The following is a 16,275-nucleotide window of genomic DNA, read 5'->3' on the forward strand; positions in this document are numbered from 1 at the left end:
CATGTCCCAAGCTCTCATCGCGGCCCGTCGGCCGCTGCTCGCACTGTCGGCATTCGCGCTGGCAGCGTCCACCCACGCGCAGACCAACAAGCTCGACACGGTCGTCACTACCGCCACGCGCACGCCGCAGAAGCTGTCCGACGTGCTGGCCGACATGACCGTCCTCACGCGTGACGACATCGAGCGTCAGGCCTTCGGCTCGCTGGCCGATCTGCTGCGCCGCCAGGTGGGCTTCGAGATGATCCGCAACGGCGGTGCGGGCGCCAACACCAGCATGTTCGTGCGCGGCGCCGACACCCGCCACACCGCCGTGCTGATCGACGGCGTGCGCATCGACTCGCAGGCCAGCAGCGGCGCGTCGTGGAACGCGATCCCGCTGGCCCAGGTGGAACGCGTCGAGATCGTGCGCGGCCCGGCCAGCGCGCTGTACGGCTCCGACGCCATCGGCGGCGTCGTTCAGATCTTCACCCGCAAGGGCGACGGCAAACCGGTGGTCGACTTGGGACTGGGTATCGGCAACCGCGGCCTGGCCAAGGTGGACGCCAGCGTCAGCGGCCGCACCGGCATCGTGGACTACTCGCTGGCCGCAGCCGGCGAAAGCAGCAACGGCTTCAATGCCCGCCCCACGCCCGCCACCGCCACCTTCACGCCCGACGACGACGGCTACCAGAGCCGCAACGCCAGCCTGCGCCTGGGCCTGCAGCTGGCTGCCGAGCACCGCGTGGAGCTGAGCGCGCTGAGCAGCCACGTCAACTCCGAGTACGACTCGACCGCCACCGCCCGCACCGACGACCGCACCCTCTCCGACACCCGCGCCACCCGCGTCGCGTGGGCCGCGCAATGGACTCCTGCGCTGCGCAGCGAGCTGAGCGTGGGCGAGTCCAGCGAGCGCTACGAGACCCAGCCCAGCCCCTACGTCACCAAGACGCGCGTGCGCACCTACGCCTTCAACAGCAGCTGGAACCTGGGCGCTGTTGGCACGCTGCAAGGCGTGCTGGAGCGCCGCGAGGACCAGCTCGACAACACCGGCCTCATCGCCGCCACGCGCCCCGGCCATGGCGAGCGCCACCAGGACGCCATCGGCGCCGGCTGGACCTGGGCCAGCGGCCCGCTGTCGCTGCAGCTCAATGCCCGCCGCGACCGCGACAGCGAGTTCGGCGGCGTCAGCACCGGCGCGGTGGCCGGTGGCTACCGCCTGGGCGCGGCGTGGCGCGTGCAGGCGTCGGTGGGCACGTCCTTCCGCGCGCCGTCGCTGTACCAGCGCTTCTCCGACAGCGGCAAGGCCAGCCTGCGCCCCGAGAAGGGCCGCAACGCCGAGCTGGGCCTGCACTACGCCGCGGGCCGCGACGAGTTCAGCGTCACGGCCTACCGCAACCAGGTGCGCGACCTCATCATCTACAGCGTGCCTGGCGCCTGCCCCAGCCCTTATGGCTGCTACGACAACGTCAGCGAGGGCCTGCTGCAAGGGCTGAGCCTGCGCGGCGGCACCGTGCTGGGCCCGGTGCGGCTGTCCGGCACGCTGGACCTGCAGGCGCCCAAGGACGTGGACGAAGCCTCGGCCCACTACGGCAAGCTGCTGGCGCGCCGCGCCAAGACGCACGGCACGCTGCGCGCCGAAACCGACGTCGGCGCCTGGACGCTGGGCGGCCAGGTGCTGGCGAGCAGCAAGCGCACCGACAACCTGAACACCGGCTTCAAGCTGGGCGGCTACACGCTGTTGGATCTGGACGCGCAAGTCGCGATGTCGCGCCGGCTGAGCCTCCAGTTCAAGGTGGAGAACGTGTTCGACCACGCCTACGAAACCGCCCGCAGCTACGCGGCCTCGCCGCGCCAGGTCTTTGTGGGTCTGCGCTTCACGCCGCAGCTGTAAGGACGACCGCGCCATGGCCAGCCACCACCTCATCGTCGGCGGCCAGCGCAGCGGCAAGTCGCGCCAGGCCGAGCGTCTGGCGCAGACCTGGCTGCGCGCCGACGCCACGCACGGCGTCACCGTGGTCGCCACGGCGCTGGCGTTTGATACGGAGATGCAGGCCCGCATCGCCCAGCACCGCGCCGACCGGCCGGCGGGCTTTGCCACCGTCGAGGCGCCACTGGCGCTGACGGCGGCACTGCGTGATGCGGCGGCCCCCGGCCGGCTGCTGCTGGTGGACTGCCTGACGTTGTGGCTGACCAACTGGCTGATGCCCATGGACGGCCAACCCGACCTGGCCGGCTGGCAGGCCGAGCGCCAGGCGCTGCTGGACGCGCTGCCCGCGCTGCAGTCGCCCGTGCTGTTCGTGTCCAACGAGGTGGGCTGGGGCGTCACCCCCATGTCGCGCGAGGCGCGCTTCTATGTGGACGAGCTGGGCCGGCTCAACCAGGCCGTGGCCAGCCGCTGCAGCAAGCTGACGCTGATGGTGGCCGGCCAGGCCTGGACCCGAGCGGTGGAAAAGGAAGACAAAGAATGACGATGCGATTGATTCTTGCGACCACCCTGCTCGCGCTGACGGGCCTGACCTCGGCCGCGCCCGTCACGGTCCAGGACGACCGCGGCGCGACCGTCACGCTGCCCGGCGTGCCCAAGCGCATCGTCAGCCTGCTGCCCTCGCTGACCGAGACCGTCTGCGAGCTGGGCGACTGCGCCAAGCTCGTCGGCGTGGACCGTTTCTCCAACTTCCCGGCCAGCGCTGCCGCGCTGCCCAAGCTGGGCGGGCTGGACGACACCAGCATCGAGGCGCTGGTCGCGCTGAAGCCCGACGTCGTGCTGCTGGGCGTGTCGGCCCGCGTCATCGACCGGCTGGAGGCGCTGGGCCTCAAGGTCGTCGCGCTGGAGCCCCGGAGCATGGGCGACGTGCAGCGCGTGCTGGGCAAGGTAGCCCAGGTGCTGGGCAAGCCCGACGACGCGCGGCGCATCTGGAATCGCATCGACGGCGCCATCTCCTTTCACGCGCAGCAGCTGCCGCCGGCGGCACGCGCGCTGCGCGTCTACTACGAGGTCGACGCCGCGCCCTACGCGGCCGGCCGCGCCAGCTTCATCGGCGAGATCCTGGAGCGCCTGGGCGCGAAGAACATCGTGCCGGCCGAGCTGGGGCCCTTCCCCAAGCTGAACCCCGAGTTCGTCGTGCGCGCCGACCCGCAGCTCATCATGGTGGGCCAGCGCAGCGCGTCGGGTCTGCCGCAGCGCCCCGGCTGGGGCGGCATACGCGCCGTGAAGCAACAGAAGATCTGCGTTTGGGTGCCCAACGAATCCGACGTGCTGGTGCGCCCCGGCCCGCGCATGGGCGAGGCCGCCGCGCTGATGGCGCGCTGCCTGCGGCAAGCGGCTGCGGGCCCGGTGCCGCTGCCGACGACGCCGTTCAACGCGCCGCCCGGCGGCATGCGCTGATGACCGCTCGCCACCGACTCTGGCTGGTCGCGCTGCTGCTGGGCAGCGCCGCGCTGCTGGCACTGGGGCTGGCCATAGGCAGCACGGGCTGGAGCCCCTGGCTGAACGCCGACCCGACGATGTCCATGATCCTGTGGGACATCCGCGCGCCGCGCTCGCTGGGCGCGTGGACGGCCGGCGCGCTGCTGGCGCTGGCCGGTGCCGTGGCGCAAGGCCTGTTCCGCAACCCGCTGGCCGACCCCTATCTGCTGGGCTGCTCGGCCGGCGCGTCGCTGGGCGTGGCGATGCTGCTGTTCGCGATGGGCCTGTCGCCCGCCGCCACGGCGCTGGCGCTGCGCGTGGGCATGACCGGCGCGGCCTTTGTCGGCGCGGTGGGCGCCGTGCTGCTGACGCTGGTACTGGCGCGCGGCGTGGAGCAGACGCTGCGGCTGCTGCTGGCCGGCGTCGTCGTCGGCGTGGTGCTGGGCTCGGGCTCGGCACTGCTGACGCTGATGAACCCCGACATCATGCGGGCCATGCAGGCCTTCATGCTGGGCAGCACCGGCTATGTGGGCTGGAGCGCCGTGCAGATCATGGCCGCCGCGCTGCTGCTGTGCATGCTGGTGGCCCTGGGCTGCAGCCGCACGCTGGATGCTTTGAGCCTGGGCGAAGCCACCGCGCGCTCGCTGGGCGTTCGCTTGCCGCTGGTGCGGCTGCTGCTGATCGCCGTGCTGGCGCTGGCCACGGGTGCGGCCGTCGCGCAATGCGGGCTGGTGGCCTTCGTGGGCCTGGTCGCGCCACACCTGGTGCGCAGCTGCGGTGCCATCACGCACCGCACGCTGCTGCTGCTCAGCCCGCTGGCCGGCGGCATGCTGCTGCTGGCGGCCGACATCGGCGCGCGCTGGGTCATTGCGCCGCAGGAGCTGCCGGTCGGCATCATCACGGCGCTGCTGGGCGGCAGCTATCTGCTCTACCTGATGCACCGGCGCAATGTGCGCGGAGGCGTGCGATGAGCGCCGCACCGCTGCTGACGCTGGATCTGCGCGAGCTGCGCCTGGGCGGCACGCCTATCCTGCATGCGCTGCAGATCGCGCCGCCGCTGCGCGCATGGACGGCCGTCGTCGGCCCCAACGGCGCCGGCAAGTCCACGCTGCTGCGCGCGCTGGCCGGCCTGCTGCCCTTCGACGGCACGCTGCAGCTGCAAGGCCGCGCGTGGGACCAATGGCCCGCCCGCGAACGCGCCCGCCAGCTCGCGTGGCTGGGCCAGAACGAGACCAGCGCCGACGAACTGGCCGCGCTGGACGTCGCCATGCTGGGCCGCCTGCCGCACCAGGCCTGGCTGGCCCCGGCCAGCGCCGCGGACCACGCCGCCGTGGAGCGCGCGATGCGCCAGACGCAGAGCTGGGACTGGCGCGCACGGCCGCTGGCGCAGCTGTCGGGCGGCGAGCGCCAGCGCGTGCTGCTGGCGCGCGCGCTGGCCGTCGAGTCGCCGCTGCTGCTGATGGACGAACCGCTGGCCCACCTGGACCCGCCGCACCAGAGCGACTGGGTACACATCGTGCGCCAGCGCGTCGCCGACGGCTGCACCGTCGTGTCGGTGCTGCACGAGCTGAACATCGCGCTGCAGGCCGACCGTGTCGTCGTCATGGACGCCGGCCGCATCGTCCACCAGGGCGCGCCGCACGACACCGCCACGCACACGGCGCTGCAGCAGGTGTTCCAGCAGCGGCTGTCCATCTTCCAGATCGGCGACCGCTGGGTCGCGTTGAACGCATGAACGCCGCGCCGGACCGCTCCAAGCAAGTTCGCTTCCGCCCGGCGGGACAGGCCGCAGGCCGAAGGGTGCCCCAATGACCTCCTGCCCCGCCCTCTTCATCAGCGCGCCGTCGTCCGGTTCGGGCAAGACCAGCGTGACCGCCGCCATCGCGCGCTCGCATGCGCGCCGCGGCAAGCACGTGCGCGTGTTCAAGACCGGGCCCGACTTCCTGGACCCCGGCATACTCGAACGCGCCAGCGGCCGCCCCGCCTATCAGCTGGACCTGTTCATGGGAGGCTTTGCGCATTGCCAGCAGCTGCTGGCCGAGGCCGCGCGTGAGGCCGACCTCATCCTCGTCGAAGGCGTCATGGGGCTGTTCGACGGCAACCCCAGCAGCGCCGACCTGGCGGCCACGTTCGGCCTGCCGGTGGTCTGCGTCATCGATGCATCGTCCATGGCGCAGACCTTCGCCGCACTGGCCACGGGCCTGCAGCGCTTCCGCGCCGACGTTCATCACGCCGGTGTCATTGCCAACCGCGTCGGCAGCCCGGGGCACGGCCGCATGCTGCTGGAAGGCCTGCCGGCCGACCTGCCGCTGATCGCCGCGCTGCCGCGCCAGCCTCAGCTGAGCCTGCCGGAGCGCCACCTGGGGCTGGTGCAGGCGCTGGAGCAGCCGGAGCTGGACGCGCAGCTGGACGCCTGGGCCGACGCCTGGGAGGCCGCGCTGCGGCCGGGCCTGGCCTTCTGCCCGGTGGAGTTCCACGCCGAGCTCGAGCCGCCGCTGCCGCCGCTGCTGCAGGGCCGGCGCATCGCCATCGCGCGCGACGCGGCCTTCGGCTTCATCTACCCGGCGAACCTGGACCTGTTGCGCGAGCTTGGCGCTGAGCTGCGCTTCTTCTCGCCGCTGCGCCATGAGCCACTGCCCGATTGCGACGCTGCCTGGCTGCCCGGCGGCTACCCCGAGCTGCATGCCGAGACGCTGCGCAGCCACCCGACGCTGGCCGCCGCGCTGGCGGCACAAGTGGCTGCGGCCAAGCCCTTGCTGGCCGAATGCGGCGGCATGCTGGCGCTGCTGGACGAGCTGACCGACGCCGCCGGCAAGGCCCATCGCATGGCCGGCCTGATGCCGGGCCGAGCGCACGTGCAGCCGCGCCTCGCGGCGCTGGGCCTGCAAAGCATCGACTGGCCCGAAGGTCCGCTGCGCGGCCACACCTTCCATTACTCGACGCTGGACACGCCGCTGCAGCCGCTGGCGCGCGCCACCAACCCCAACGGTGGCAAGGCCGCCGAGGCGCTGTACCAGCAGGGCTCGCTGCGCGCGAGCTACCTGCATCACTACTTCCCGTCCAACCCGCAGGCCGTCGCGGCCTTCTTCCTGAACGCCCCCGCATGATGCTCGAACAAGGTTTCGCCCACATCGCCCAGGCCCTGCTGTGGCCCGTGCTCATCCTCGTGACCTGCAGCTTCGTCTACTCGCTGTGGGTGGCGGGCGCCACGCTGATGGAGGCCTTGCAGCGCCGCAAGCCCGGTTACCGCGCGCTGGCTGGGCATCAGGACAAGGCGGACGAGGAGATCGAGCTGCATGTGCTGCACCAATTGGAGCCGCTGCGGCTGCTGGGCCGCGTGAGCCCGCTGCTGGGCCTGATCGCGACGATGGTGCCACTGGGCCCCGCACTGCAGAGCGTGGCCGCCGGCCAAGGCCAGCAGGCGCTGGCAGTGTTCAGCAGCGCGTTCGCCGGCGTCGTGCTGGCGCTGGCCGCCGCGGCCATCGGGTTGGTCGCGTACTCCTTCAAGCGCCGCTGGCTGATGGCCGAGCTGGTGAGCATCCGCGCCACGCGAGGCGCCGTATGAGTGAGCCCCTCGTCCAAGGCGTACCTTGGCCGGTCCCCCGAGGGGACGGCGATGCGTGCCGGATCGACCGGCACGCACATCGCCAGACGGGCCGGCTTGGGAGCGGCCCGGCGCTCGGCCCGAACAACCCGCCTCGCCTGGGAGCGCGCGCATGAAACACCTGTCCATCCTCAACGAGGAAGACGACGACCCCATGCTGTCGGCCGTCAACCTGGTGGACGTGTTCCTCGTGCTGGTCGTCGCGCTACTGACGGCCGTGGCCTTGCAGCAGCAGGCCACGGCGGACGAGAACGTCACCATCATCAAGCGCCCCGGCGAGCCCGACATGGAGATCGTCGTGCGCGAGAAGGGCCAGGAGGTCCGCTACAAGGGCAACGGCGGCAGCAGCGAAGGCCAGGGCGTGCGCGCCGGCGTGGCCTACAAGCTGAAGGACGGCAACATCATCTACGTGCCGGAAGAGAACGCCGGCACCGCCAAGCCTTGAGGCGCTTCCTTCTTGGCGCAGCCCTCGCGCTGGCGGCGATGACCGCGCACGCCGCCCAACTGCTGTGGATCACGCTGGACGTGACGCCGCAGACCCGCCATGCGCTGATCGAGCGTGAGGCGGCCGCCGCGGGCATCACCGTGAAGTCGCTGGACTACCCGCTGCGCACCACGTCGCTGGACGATGCTCAGACCCGCGAGCTGCAGCAGGCGCTGAAGGCCGCACAGACCGTCTGGATCGACGCGCCGCATGCCAGCGTCGAAGCCAAGCTGCAAAGCCTGGTCGGCGACGCCGTCACGCGCGCCGGCAAGCCCGCCACCTGGGTGACGGCCGGCGAACCCGCGGCTGGCAACCGCAGCCTGCGCGCCTATCTGCAGGCGGGTGGTGTGGCCAACACGCGCGCCGCGTTTGCGCTGCTGACGGGCACCGCGCCCGACAGCCTGCCCGCACCGGCGCTGCTGCCGCAGCGCGGCCTCTACCACCCCGACCTGCCCGGCCCACAGCATCTCGTCGCCAACGCAAAAGACCTGGCACGCCTTGCCGGCAACCGCCCGGCCGTCGCGCTGCCGCTGCACCGCTACCACTTCGTGCAGGGCGCCACCGGCTGGTTGGACGACTGGCTGCGACGCTTCGAAGCGCAAGGCCTGTTCGCCTATGCCGTGTTCAGTTCCCACCTGGCCGGCGAGTCGCTCGCGCCGCTGATGGAGCTGCCCGGCGGCAAGCCCTTCGCCAGCATCATCGTCAACCACGCGCTGCTGCCGCAGGCCGGCGCGCTGCAGCCGCTGTTCGAGCGCTGGGGCGTGCCCGTGCTGCAGACGCTGCCCTACCGCGCCGGCCCCGCCGCCGGCTGGGAAGCGAGCGACACGGGGTTGGGCATGAGCGACCTGCCCTTCTACTTTGCCCAGCCCGAAGGCGCCGGCGCCATCGACCCGTTGCTGGTCGTGGCCCACGGCGAGCGCGGCCGCGAACCGCGGCTGATCGCCCGCCAGGCGGATGCGGTCATCGGCAAAGCGAAGCACCTGATCGCACTGCAGAACAAGCCAGTGGCCGACAAGCAGCTGGTGGCCTTTGTCTACAACTACCCGCCCGGTGGTGACCATTTCGGCGCCAGCTTCCTGAACGTGCCGCGCAGCCTGGAGACCGTGTCGCAAGGCCTGCTGCGCACCGGCTACCGCGTGCAGCCTTTGGCTGAAGAGCAGTGGATCAGCCAGCTGAAGCCGCTGATCGCCGCCTACTACCCCAGCGCCGACCTGCGCGCACTGCTCGCCGCCGATCAAGCCGCTGCGCTGCCGGTGGCCGACTACGAAGCCTGGTTCGCCACGCTGCCCGCAGCGCTGCGCCAGCGCATCCAGGCCCAGTGGGGCGCGCCGGCCAGCAGCCGCTACGTCATCGAGCACCAGGGCCGCAAGGTCTTCGTCATTCCGCGGTTGCAGCGCGGGAACTTGAGCGTGCTGCCGCAGCCGCCGCGCGAGGAGACGCTCAAGCGCGGGCAAGACCCGTTCATGCACAAGAGCAAGACGCCGTTGTCGCACCACTACCTGGCCACCTACCTGTGGGCACGCCGGCAGGCCGATGCGCTGATCCACTTCGGCACGCACGGCACGCAGGAATGGGCGCCCGGCAAGCTGCGTGCGCTGGACGTGATGGACGAGGCGCTATTGCCGCTGGGCGACGTGCCGGTCATCTACCCCTACATCGTCGACAACCTCGGCGAAGGCCTGACCGCCAAGCGCCGCGGTCGCGCCGTGATGGTGAGTCACCGCACACCCAGCTTCGCACCGGCCGGCTTCAACGCGCGCATGGCCCACATGCACGAGCTGATGCACGAATGGGAGACCGTGGACGCCGGCCCCACGCGCCAGGCGCTGGAGCGGCAGATGGTGGCGCAGTTCGTCGAGCACCAGCTGCACCGCGACCTGGGCTGGACGGCCGAGCAGATCGCGGCGGACTTCACCGGTTTCCTGGAGTTGTTGCACCCCTGGCTGGACCGCCTGGCGCAAAGCTCGCAGCCGCAGGGCCTGTCCGTGTTCGGACAGGTGCCCGCCGTGGCCGCGCGCCGCACCACCATCCTGCAGATGCTGCGCCAGCCACTGATCGACGCGCTGGGGGAGGACATCGACGAGGCCTTTCTGATCGACCACACACGCGTGGCCACGTCGCGCCCTGGGCGCTGGCTGGAGGTCGCGCTGAAGGACGCGCAGGCGGCCAGCGTTCTCGACCTGAGGCCGCCGGAACCCGACGGCTACGTGCCCAACCGCGCCGCCCGCAAGCCCATCGACACCCCCGCGCTGCTGAAGCTCGCCGAGCGCGCGCAAGAACTGAAACGGCGCCTCGCCACCGAAGGCGAGCTGCCCGGCCTGCTGGCCGCGCTGGACGGCCGCTTCCTGACCGCGGCCTATGGCGGCGACCCGCTGCGCAACCCCGACAGCCTGCCCACCGGCCGCAACCTTGCCGGCCTGGACCCCAACCGCCTGCCGACCAAACAAGCCTACGAAGTCGCCAAGACGCTGTTCGAGGTCTGGTATGCCGAGCAGGCGGCCCAAGGACAGGCACCGACCCGGCTGGCATTGAGCCTGTGGGCCGGCGAGACGCTGCGCCACCAGGGGCTGATGGAGGCACAGGCGCTGGTGGCGCTGGGCGTGGCGCCTGTCTGGGACGACAGCGGCCGGCCCACCGGCGTGAAGGTCTTGCCCGCAACCGGATTGAAGGACGGCCGCCCGCGCGTGGATGTGCTGCTCAGCATCACCGGCTCCTACCGCGACCAGTTCCCCGCGCTGATGAACCTGCTGGACCAGGCCGTCGCGGCCGTGTCCAAGGCGGAGCCCGAAGGCGGCATCGCGCGCCACAGTGCCGCCGTGGCCACCGAGCTGCGCCGCAAGGGCCTGCCCACCGCCGAGGCGCAGGCGCTGGGCCGCGCGCGGGTGTTCGGCAATGCGACGGGCGACTACGGCACCGGCATCGCCGAGGCCGCGCAGGCCGACGGCCTGAAGGCCGGCGACGCGCGGCTGGGCCAGTTGTTCCTGCAGCGCATGAGCCAGCCCTATGTCAACGGCGAGCCGCTGAAGCTGTCCCGCCCCGCCGCGGCCGCGCAGGCACTGGGCGAGCACCTCAAGCGCAGCGACGCGGCGCTGATGTCGCGCAGCTCGCACCTGTATTCCATGCTCAGCTCGGACGACCCCTTCCAGTACCTGGGCGGCCTGTCCGCCGCGGCACGCGCAGCCGGCCGCAAGCAGGGCCTGACGCTGCACGTCAGCCAGCTGCAGGACGCCAGCGAAACCCACACCGAGAGCGCCACGCGCGGCATCGCGATGGAGATGCAATCGCGCTATCTGCACCCTGGCTGGCTGAAGGCCCAGCAGGCCGAGGGCTGGGCCGGCACGCTGCAGGTGCTGAAGGCCGTGCAGTACACCTTCGGCTGGCAGGCCATCGCACCCGAGACGGTGCGACCCGACCACTGGCAAAGCCTGTTCGACAACCTCGTGCGCGACAAGCAGAACCTCGGCCTGCCGCAATGGCTGACGCAGAACAAGCAGGCCTACGCGCAAGCGCTGGAACGCATGATCCAGGCCCAGCGCCTGGGCTACTGGAAGCCCGACGCCGCCACGCGCGAGCAGCTGGCCTCCACCTACCGCACGCTGACGCGCGACGCGCCGCTGCACCAGGAGCTGTCCGGCGTGCGCCAGTGGGCGGCCGAGCAGACGCTGGCGCCGGTGCGCGAGATCATGCCGCCCGCGCCGCAGGCCGCCGCACCGGCACCGGCCGAGCCACCGCCCCCACCACGCGGCCTGCTGCTGGAACGCCAGCCGCAGCAAGCCACCCCTGCCGCGCCGCTGGCCGACCGCCTCTCGCAAGCCCTTGCCTGGGTCGCGATGGCGCTGCTGATGAGCCTGGGGGCGGCCTGGCAGCACCACCGCCGTCGCCCCGACCGGGTCACCACTGCATGACAAACCGACGATGAGCAGCGAAGCCCAGTACGCCTTCGACGCCACCGAGCGCGACGCGGTCTACCGCGCCATCGCGCTGCGCCGTGACACGCGCCATTTCAAGCCGGGCCACACGGTGCCCGACGCGCAGCTGCAGCGGCTGCTGAGGGCGTTGCACCAGGGGCCATCGGTCGGCCTGATGCAGCCCTGGCGCGTCATCCGCATCGCCGACGCCGCACGGCGCGAGCGCATCGCCGCGCTGGTGGAAGCCGAGCGCCAGGCCACCGCCGTCGCGCTGGGCGAGCGCGGCGCCGAGTTCCTGCGCCTGAAGGTGGAAGGCCTGCGCGACTGCGCCGAGCTGCTGGCGCTGGTGCTGCCGCCGGACGACGGCACCGTGTTCGGCCGGCGCACGCTGCCACGCGAAATGGCGTTATGTTCCGCCGGCTGCGCGGTGCAGAACCTGTGGCTGGCGGCACGTGCCGAGAATCTGGGCCTGGGCTGGGTGTCGATGATCGAGCCCGCGCCGCTGGCCGAGCTGCTGCGCCTGCCCACGGGCGCGCAGCCGCTGGGCCTGCTGTGCCTGGGGCCGGTGGAGCGCTTCTACGAGGCGCCCATGCTGGAGCAACAGGGCTGGCGCCAGGGCCGGCTGTTGAGCGAGATGGTGATGCAGGACTTCTGGAGTGAGAACCGAGATGGAGATTGAAAAGCCCCCCGTCGACCGCGAGCGCGTCATCCCCACCGGCCAGCGGCGCGGCCTGGTGCTGGTGCACACCGGCAACGGCAAGGGCAAGAGCACCGCGGCCTTCGGCCTGGCGTTGCGCGCCCACGGCCGCGGCAAGCCGGTGCTGATCTATCAATTCATGAAGGTGCCCAGCGCCCGCTTCGGCGAGCACCGCGTGTTCGAGCAGCTGGGCGTGCCCATCATCGGCCTGGGCGACGGCTTCTCGTGGAAGAGCAAGGACCTGGATCACAGCGCCGAGCTGGCGCGCGAAGGCTGGGCGCGCGCCGAGGCCACCATACGCAGCGGCGACCACTTCCTCGTCGTGCTGGACGAGATCATGTATCCGCTGCGCTATGGCTGGCTGGCGCTGGAGCAGGTGCTGACCTGCCTGCGCGAGCGCCCCTCGCATGTGCACGTGGTGTTGACGGGCCGCGGTGCGCCGGCCGAGCTGATTGAACTCGCGGACACGGTGACCGAGATGACGCTGGTCAAGCACCACTACAAGGCCGGCGTGCCGGCGCAGCGCGGCATTGAAGACTGATGAGCGTGTTGACGGTTTGCACGACGTGCAACGACGGCCAGGGCCAGCGGCTGCTGGAGGCCGTCGAGAACGAGGCGCTGGCGCGGGACCTGCCGCTGGCCATTCGCGGCCAGGCCTGTCTTGCGGCCTGCAAGCAGAGCTGCACGGCGGCGCTGCAAGGCGCGGGCAAGCACAGCTATCTGTTCGGGCAGCTGGCGCCGGATGAGGTCAGCGTCAACGCGCTGCTGGACGTCGCCACGCAGCACGCCGAACCCGGCGACGGCCTGCTGGCCTGGAGCCGCCGCCCCGCCTGTCTGAAGACCGGGTTGCTGGCGCGGCTGCCTCCCTTGTGATGAGCCTGCTGCTGCCCCTGGCCCTGCTCGTGGCCCTGCTGGTGGACCGTCTCCGCGAGCCGCCCAGCTGGATGCATCCTGTCGTCGGCATGGGGCGCTATCTGGGCTGGTTCAAGCTGACCCGGCTGCCCGCGCCGCTGGCCTTTGTGGCCGGTGCGCTGGCCTGGCTGCTGGGGGCTGCGCTCGTCGCCTTCATCGCGCTGTGGCTGGAGGGCCAGGTGTTGCTGCGGCTTGAGCCCTGGCTGTCGCCCTGGCGGCTGGCCGCCGCGGCCGTGCTGATCGGCTTGCTGCTGAAGCCGCTGCTGGCCTGGAGCATGCTGGCCGACGAGGCGATGGCCGTGGAGACGGCGCTGCGCGAGTCGCTGGACGCCGGGCGGGCGCGGCTGTCCCGCCTCGTCAGCCGCGACACGTCCCAGCTGAGCGCCACCGAAGTGCGCGAGGCCGCCATCGAGACGCTGGCCGAGAACCTGAACGACTCGGTCATCGCACCGCTGTTCTGGTTCGCCATCGCGGGCCTGCCCGGCGCGGCCATCTACCGCTTCGCGAACACGGCCGACGCGATGTGGGGCTACCGCGACGAGCGCGAATGGAGCGGCAAATGGGCCGCGCGCGCGGACGATGCGCTGTCATGGATCCCCGCGCGGCTGACGGCGCTGCTGATCACCTGGCCCACGCTGCGGCTGTGGCACGAAGCCCGCCGCACGCCGTCGCCCAACAGCGGCTGGCCGATGGCGGCGATGGCGCTGCGGCTGGGTCTGCGGCTGGGCAAGCCGGGCGTCTATGTGCTGCACGCCGACGGCCGGCAGCCCTCGCCCGACGACCTGCACGCCGCACGCGCCGTGGCGCGGCATGCTGTCGTCGCCGGTGGCGCGCTGCTGGCGCTGCTGGCCTACATGCTGAGGACATGACCCACACCCCCTTGCTGCCCGAACACGGCGGCCCCGACGACGGGCCGGCCGCGGCCTTCGACTTCTCCACCAACGCCAGCCCACTGGGCCCGCCGCCCGCACTGCTGGCCGCCGTGCTGCGCGCCGACCGCCACGCCTACCCCGACCCCAGCTACCGCGCGCTGCGCCGGCGGCTCGGTGACGCGGAGCTGGTGCTGCCGACCGCCGGCGGCGCCGAGGGCATACGCCGGCTGACGCTGGCCGCCCTGCTCGCCGGCCGCCGCGAGGTGTGGGTGCCGCAGCCCGGCTTTGGCGACTACGCGCTCGCCGCCCAGGCCCTGGGCCTGGCCGTGAAGCCCTATGCCCGGCCCGCCGACATCCGCCCCACGGCGCCCGCCGTCGTCTGGATCTGCGAGCCCTGCAACCCCACCGGCGACAGCATCGCGGCCTGGCCGGCACTGGACGCGCTGGTCATCGTCGACCGTGCCTACGAGCCGCTGCGCCTGGAGGGCGCGGCCCCCGCAATGCCACCCGGCGCCTGGCAGCTCATCTGCCCCAACAAGGCGCTGGGCCTGACCGGCATACGCGCGGGTTACGCCATCGCGTCGGCGGCCGATGATGTCTGGGCGCAGGCGCTGTCGCTGGCGCCCAGCTGGGTGCTCTCCAGCGAGGGCGTCGCGATGCTGACGCACTGGCTGGATGACGAAACGCAGGCCTGGCTGGCCGATGCCCGCGCGACGCTGCGCGGCTGGACCGCCGCGCAACGCGCGATGCTGGCGGACCTGGACTGGCACCAAGAGGCCAGCCATACCAACTTCTGGCTGGCCCGCCCCCCACGGCCCGACTACGCGCTGCGGCTGCGCGAGCGCGGCATCCGCGTGCGGGATGCAGGCTCGTTCGGGCTGGAAGGCTGGGTGCGCGTGTCGGCCCAGCCGCCCACCGCGCAGCAGGCCTTGCAGCAGGCGCTGCTTGAAATCGAGGGAGAAGATTCATGAGCCGAGGAAAAGCGGTCATGGTGCTGGGTACCACCAGCGGCGCCGGCAAGAGCTGGCTGGCCACCGCGCTGTGCCGCTGGTATGCGCGGCAGGGCCTGAAGGTCGCGCCGTTCAAGGCGCAGAACATGAGCAACAACGCGCGGGTCGTGCCGGGCCTGAACGGGCTGATGGGCGAGATCGGCAGCGCGCAGTACTTCCAGGCGCTGGCCGCGCGCCGCGTGCCCGAGGTGCGCATGAACCCCGTGCTGCTCAAGCCCGAGGCCGACACGCGCAGCCAGGTCGTCGTGCTGGGCCAGGTGGACGAGGAGCTGTCACGGCTGCCGTGGCGCGAGCGCAGCGCGCTGCTGAAGCCGCGCGCCCGCGCGGCGCTGCATGAGCTGCTGCGCGAGAACGACGTGGTGGTCATCGAGGGCGCGGGCTCGCCGGCCGAGATCAACCTGTCGCCCACCGACTACGTGAACCTGGGCACCGCGCGCGACGCCAACGCGGCCTGCCTGCTGGTCACGGACATCGACCGCGGCGGTGCCTTCGCCCACCTGTACGGCACGCACCAGCTGATGCCGGAGGACGTGCGCGCGCAGGTCAAGGGCTTTGTGCTGAACCGCTTCCGCGGCGACGCCGGCCTGCTGGCGCCCGGCCCCGAGCAGCTGCAGCGCCTGACCGGCGTGCCCACCATCGCGACGCTGCCGATGTGGCGTGGCCACGGCCTGCCCGAGGAGGACGGCGTGTTTGACGACGCCAGCACCGGCGAAGGCCTGCGCATTGCCGTCATCGCCTACCCGCGCATCTCCAACCTCGACGAGTTCCAGCCGCTGCGCCAGCTGCCCGGCGTGCGCCTGTCGTGGGCGCGCGAGCCGCGCGACCTGCAAGGCGCGGACTGGATCATCCTGCCCGGCTCGAAGGCCACCACGGCCGACCTGGCCTGGCTGCGCGCGCAGAAGCTGGACCTCGCCATCAACGCCCACCGCGGCCGCGTGCTGGGCATCTGCGGCGGCCTGCAGATGCTGGGCGAGGCGCTGATCGACACGCACGGCGTGGACGGCAATGCACCGGGCCTGGGCCTGCTGCCGCTGGTGACGGCCTTCGAGCCCGAGAAGCTGCTGCAGAACACAGCGCTGCGCTTCGACGCGACGGACGGACCCTGGGCCGCGCTGGCCGGCGTGCAGGCCGGGGGCTACGAGATCCGCCACGGCCGCACGCAGCCGCACGCGGGCCTGCCGCCGCCGCAGGTCGCGCTGCGCAATGCGGCGGGCGACGCGATCGGCTGGCAGGCGGGCCGCGTGCTGGGCGTCTATGCGCACGGCCTGTTCGAGCAGCCGGCCGTGCTGCAGGCGCTGTTCGGCCAGACTGGCCGGCCGCTGGACTCGGTGTTCGACGGCCTGGCCGACTTCATCGACCTGCATTTCCAGGCGGGCAGGATCGCGGGCCTGATCGACTGAGAA

Annotated in this window: 15 protein-coding genes; all 15 read left to right on the forward strand. The window is 72.0% G+C overall.

What is annotated here, in order from left to right:
- Nucleotide 1: 1 nt before the first annotated feature.
- The 15 genes from J2X21_RS14070 to J2X21_RS14140 all read left to right on the forward strand — a co-directional run bounded on the left by J2X21_RS14070 (nt 2) and on the right by J2X21_RS14140 (nt 16,272).
- Nucleotides 2-1,870: a TonB-dependent receptor domain-containing protein gene (locus tag J2X21_RS14070; protein ID WP_310329617.1), complete on the forward strand. Its 1,869-nt coding sequence runs from the start codon at nt 2-4 to the stop codon at nt 1,868-1,870.
- 13 nt (nt 1,871-1,883) lie between these two features.
- Nucleotides 1,884-2,447, forward strand: a complete 564-nt coding sequence (gene cobU, locus J2X21_RS14075; RefSeq protein WP_310329621.1) for a bifunctional adenosylcobinamide kinase/adenosylcobinamide-phosphate guanylyltransferase — start codon at nt 1,884-1,886, stop codon at nt 2,445-2,447.
- 2 nt (nt 2,448-2,449) lie between these two features.
- On the forward strand, nt 2,450-3,364 hold the full coding sequence (locus tag J2X21_RS14080) for an ABC transporter substrate-binding protein (protein WP_310329624.1): 915 nt from the start codon (nt 2,450-2,452) through the stop codon (nt 3,362-3,364).
- Entirely contained in the window at nt 3,364-4,356 is a 993-nt protein-coding gene (locus J2X21_RS14085) for a FecCD family ABC transporter permease (protein WP_310329626.1), read from the forward strand. The genes J2X21_RS14080 and J2X21_RS14085 overlap by 1 nt, the downstream gene beginning before the upstream one ends.
- Nucleotides 4,353-5,120: an ABC transporter ATP-binding protein gene (locus tag J2X21_RS14090; RefSeq protein ID WP_310329628.1), complete on the forward strand. Its 768-nt coding sequence runs from the start codon at nt 4,353-4,355 to the stop codon at nt 5,118-5,120. The genes J2X21_RS14085 and J2X21_RS14090 overlap by 4 nt, the downstream gene beginning before the upstream one ends.
- A 73-nt stretch (nt 5,121-5,193) precedes the next feature.
- Entirely contained in the window at nt 5,194-6,492 is a 1,299-nt protein-coding gene (locus tag J2X21_RS14095) for a cobyrinic acid a,c-diamide synthase CobB (RefSeq protein ID WP_310329630.1), read from the forward strand.
- A complete protein-coding gene (locus J2X21_RS14100) occupies nt 6,489-6,950 on the forward strand; it encodes a MotA/TolQ/ExbB proton channel family protein (RefSeq protein WP_310329632.1) in 462 nt (153 codons plus the stop codon). Before J2X21_RS14095 ends, J2X21_RS14100 begins: the two co-directional genes overlap by 4 nt.
- 151 nt (nt 6,951-7,101) lie before the next feature.
- Nucleotides 7,102-7,434, forward strand: a complete 333-nt coding sequence (locus J2X21_RS14105; RefSeq protein ID WP_310329634.1) for a DUF2149 domain-containing protein — start codon at nt 7,102-7,104, stop codon at nt 7,432-7,434.
- Complete coding sequence (cobN, locus tag J2X21_RS14110) at nt 7,431-11,378, forward strand: cobaltochelatase subunit CobN (protein WP_310329636.1); 3,948 nt, start codon at nt 7,431-7,433, stop codon at nt 11,376-11,378. The genes J2X21_RS14105 and cobN overlap by 4 nt, the downstream gene beginning before the upstream one ends.
- A 10-nt stretch (nt 11,379-11,388) precedes the next feature.
- Entirely contained in the window at nt 11,389-12,060 is a 672-nt protein-coding gene (bluB, locus tag J2X21_RS14115; RefSeq protein WP_310329639.1) for a 5,6-dimethylbenzimidazole synthase, read from the forward strand.
- Entirely contained in the window at nt 12,050-12,619 is a 570-nt protein-coding gene (cobO, locus tag J2X21_RS14120) for a cob(I)yrinic acid a,c-diamide adenosyltransferase (RefSeq protein WP_310329640.1), read from the forward strand. Before bluB ends, cobO begins: the two co-directional genes overlap by 11 nt.
- The gene (locus tag J2X21_RS14125; RefSeq protein WP_310329643.1) at nt 12,619-12,951 is read left to right on the forward strand and encodes a DUF1636 family protein; all 333 of its coding nucleotides are present in this window, start codon (nt 12,619-12,621) and stop codon (nt 12,949-12,951) included. The genes cobO and J2X21_RS14125 overlap by 1 nt, the downstream gene beginning before the upstream one ends.
- Nucleotides 12,951-13,859: an adenosylcobinamide-phosphate synthase CbiB gene (cbiB, locus tag J2X21_RS14130; RefSeq protein ID WP_310329646.1), complete on the forward strand. Its 909-nt coding sequence runs from the start codon at nt 12,951-12,953 to the stop codon at nt 13,857-13,859. The genes J2X21_RS14125 and cbiB overlap by 1 nt, the downstream gene beginning before the upstream one ends.
- Entirely contained in the window at nt 13,856-14,833 is a 978-nt protein-coding gene (locus tag J2X21_RS14135) for an aminotransferase class I/II-fold pyridoxal phosphate-dependent enzyme (RefSeq protein ID WP_310329649.1), read from the forward strand. The genes cbiB and J2X21_RS14135 overlap by 4 nt, the downstream gene beginning before the upstream one ends.
- Nucleotides 14,830-16,272, forward strand: a complete 1,443-nt coding sequence (locus J2X21_RS14140; protein WP_310329650.1) for a cobyric acid synthase — start codon at nt 14,830-14,832, stop codon at nt 16,270-16,272. The genes J2X21_RS14135 and J2X21_RS14140 overlap by 4 nt, the downstream gene beginning before the upstream one ends.
- Nucleotides 16,273-16,275: the final 3 nt, after the last annotated feature.

This window comes from Roseateles asaccharophilus, from assembly GCF_031458115.1.
GTDB lineage: Bacteria > Pseudomonadota > Gammaproteobacteria > Burkholderiales > Burkholderiaceae_C > Pelomonas > Pelomonas asaccharophilus_A.

Excerpts from the sequence above, each read along its gene's own strand:
- J2X21_RS14070 (WP_310329617.1), top strand. The coding sequence starts at position 2 with ATGTCCCAAGCTCTCATCGCGGCCCGTCGGCCGCTGCTCGCACTGTCG.
- cobU (WP_310329621.1), top strand. The coding sequence starts at position 1,884 with ATGGCCAGCCACCACCTCATCGTCGGCGGCCAGCGCAGCGGCAAGTCG.
- J2X21_RS14080 (WP_310329624.1), top strand. The coding sequence starts at position 2,450 with ATGCGATTGATTCTTGCGACCACCCTGCTCGCGCTGACGGGCCTGACC.
- J2X21_RS14085 (WP_310329626.1), top strand. The coding sequence starts at position 3,364 with ATGACCGCTCGCCACCGACTCTGGCTGGTCGCGCTGCTGCTGGGCAGC.
- J2X21_RS14090 (WP_310329628.1), top strand. The coding sequence starts at position 4,353 with ATGAGCGCCGCACCGCTGCTGACGCTGGATCTGCGCGAGCTGCGCCTG.
- J2X21_RS14095 (WP_310329630.1), top strand. The coding sequence starts at position 5,194 with ATGACCTCCTGCCCCGCCCTCTTCATCAGCGCGCCGTCGTCCGGTTCG.
- J2X21_RS14100 (WP_310329632.1), top strand. The coding sequence starts at position 6,489 with ATGATGCTCGAACAAGGTTTCGCCCACATCGCCCAGGCCCTGCTGTGG.
- J2X21_RS14105 (WP_310329634.1), top strand. The coding sequence starts at position 7,102 with ATGAAACACCTGTCCATCCTCAACGAGGAAGACGACGACCCCATGCTG.
- bluB (WP_310329639.1), top strand. The coding sequence starts at position 11,389 with ATGAGCAGCGAAGCCCAGTACGCCTTCGACGCCACCGAGCGCGACGCG.
- cobO (WP_310329640.1), top strand. The coding sequence starts at position 12,050 with ATGGAGATTGAAAAGCCCCCCGTCGACCGCGAGCGCGTCATCCCCACC.
- J2X21_RS14125 (WP_310329643.1), top strand. The coding sequence starts at position 12,619 with ATGAGCGTGTTGACGGTTTGCACGACGTGCAACGACGGCCAGGGCCAG.
- cbiB (WP_310329646.1), top strand. The coding sequence starts at position 12,951 with ATGAGCCTGCTGCTGCCCCTGGCCCTGCTCGTGGCCCTGCTGGTGGAC.
- J2X21_RS14135 (WP_310329649.1), top strand. The coding sequence starts at position 13,856 with ATGACCCACACCCCCTTGCTGCCCGAACACGGCGGCCCCGACGACGGG.
- J2X21_RS14140 (WP_310329650.1), top strand. The coding sequence starts at position 14,830 with ATGAGCCGAGGAAAAGCGGTCATGGTGCTGGGTACCACCAGCGGCGCC.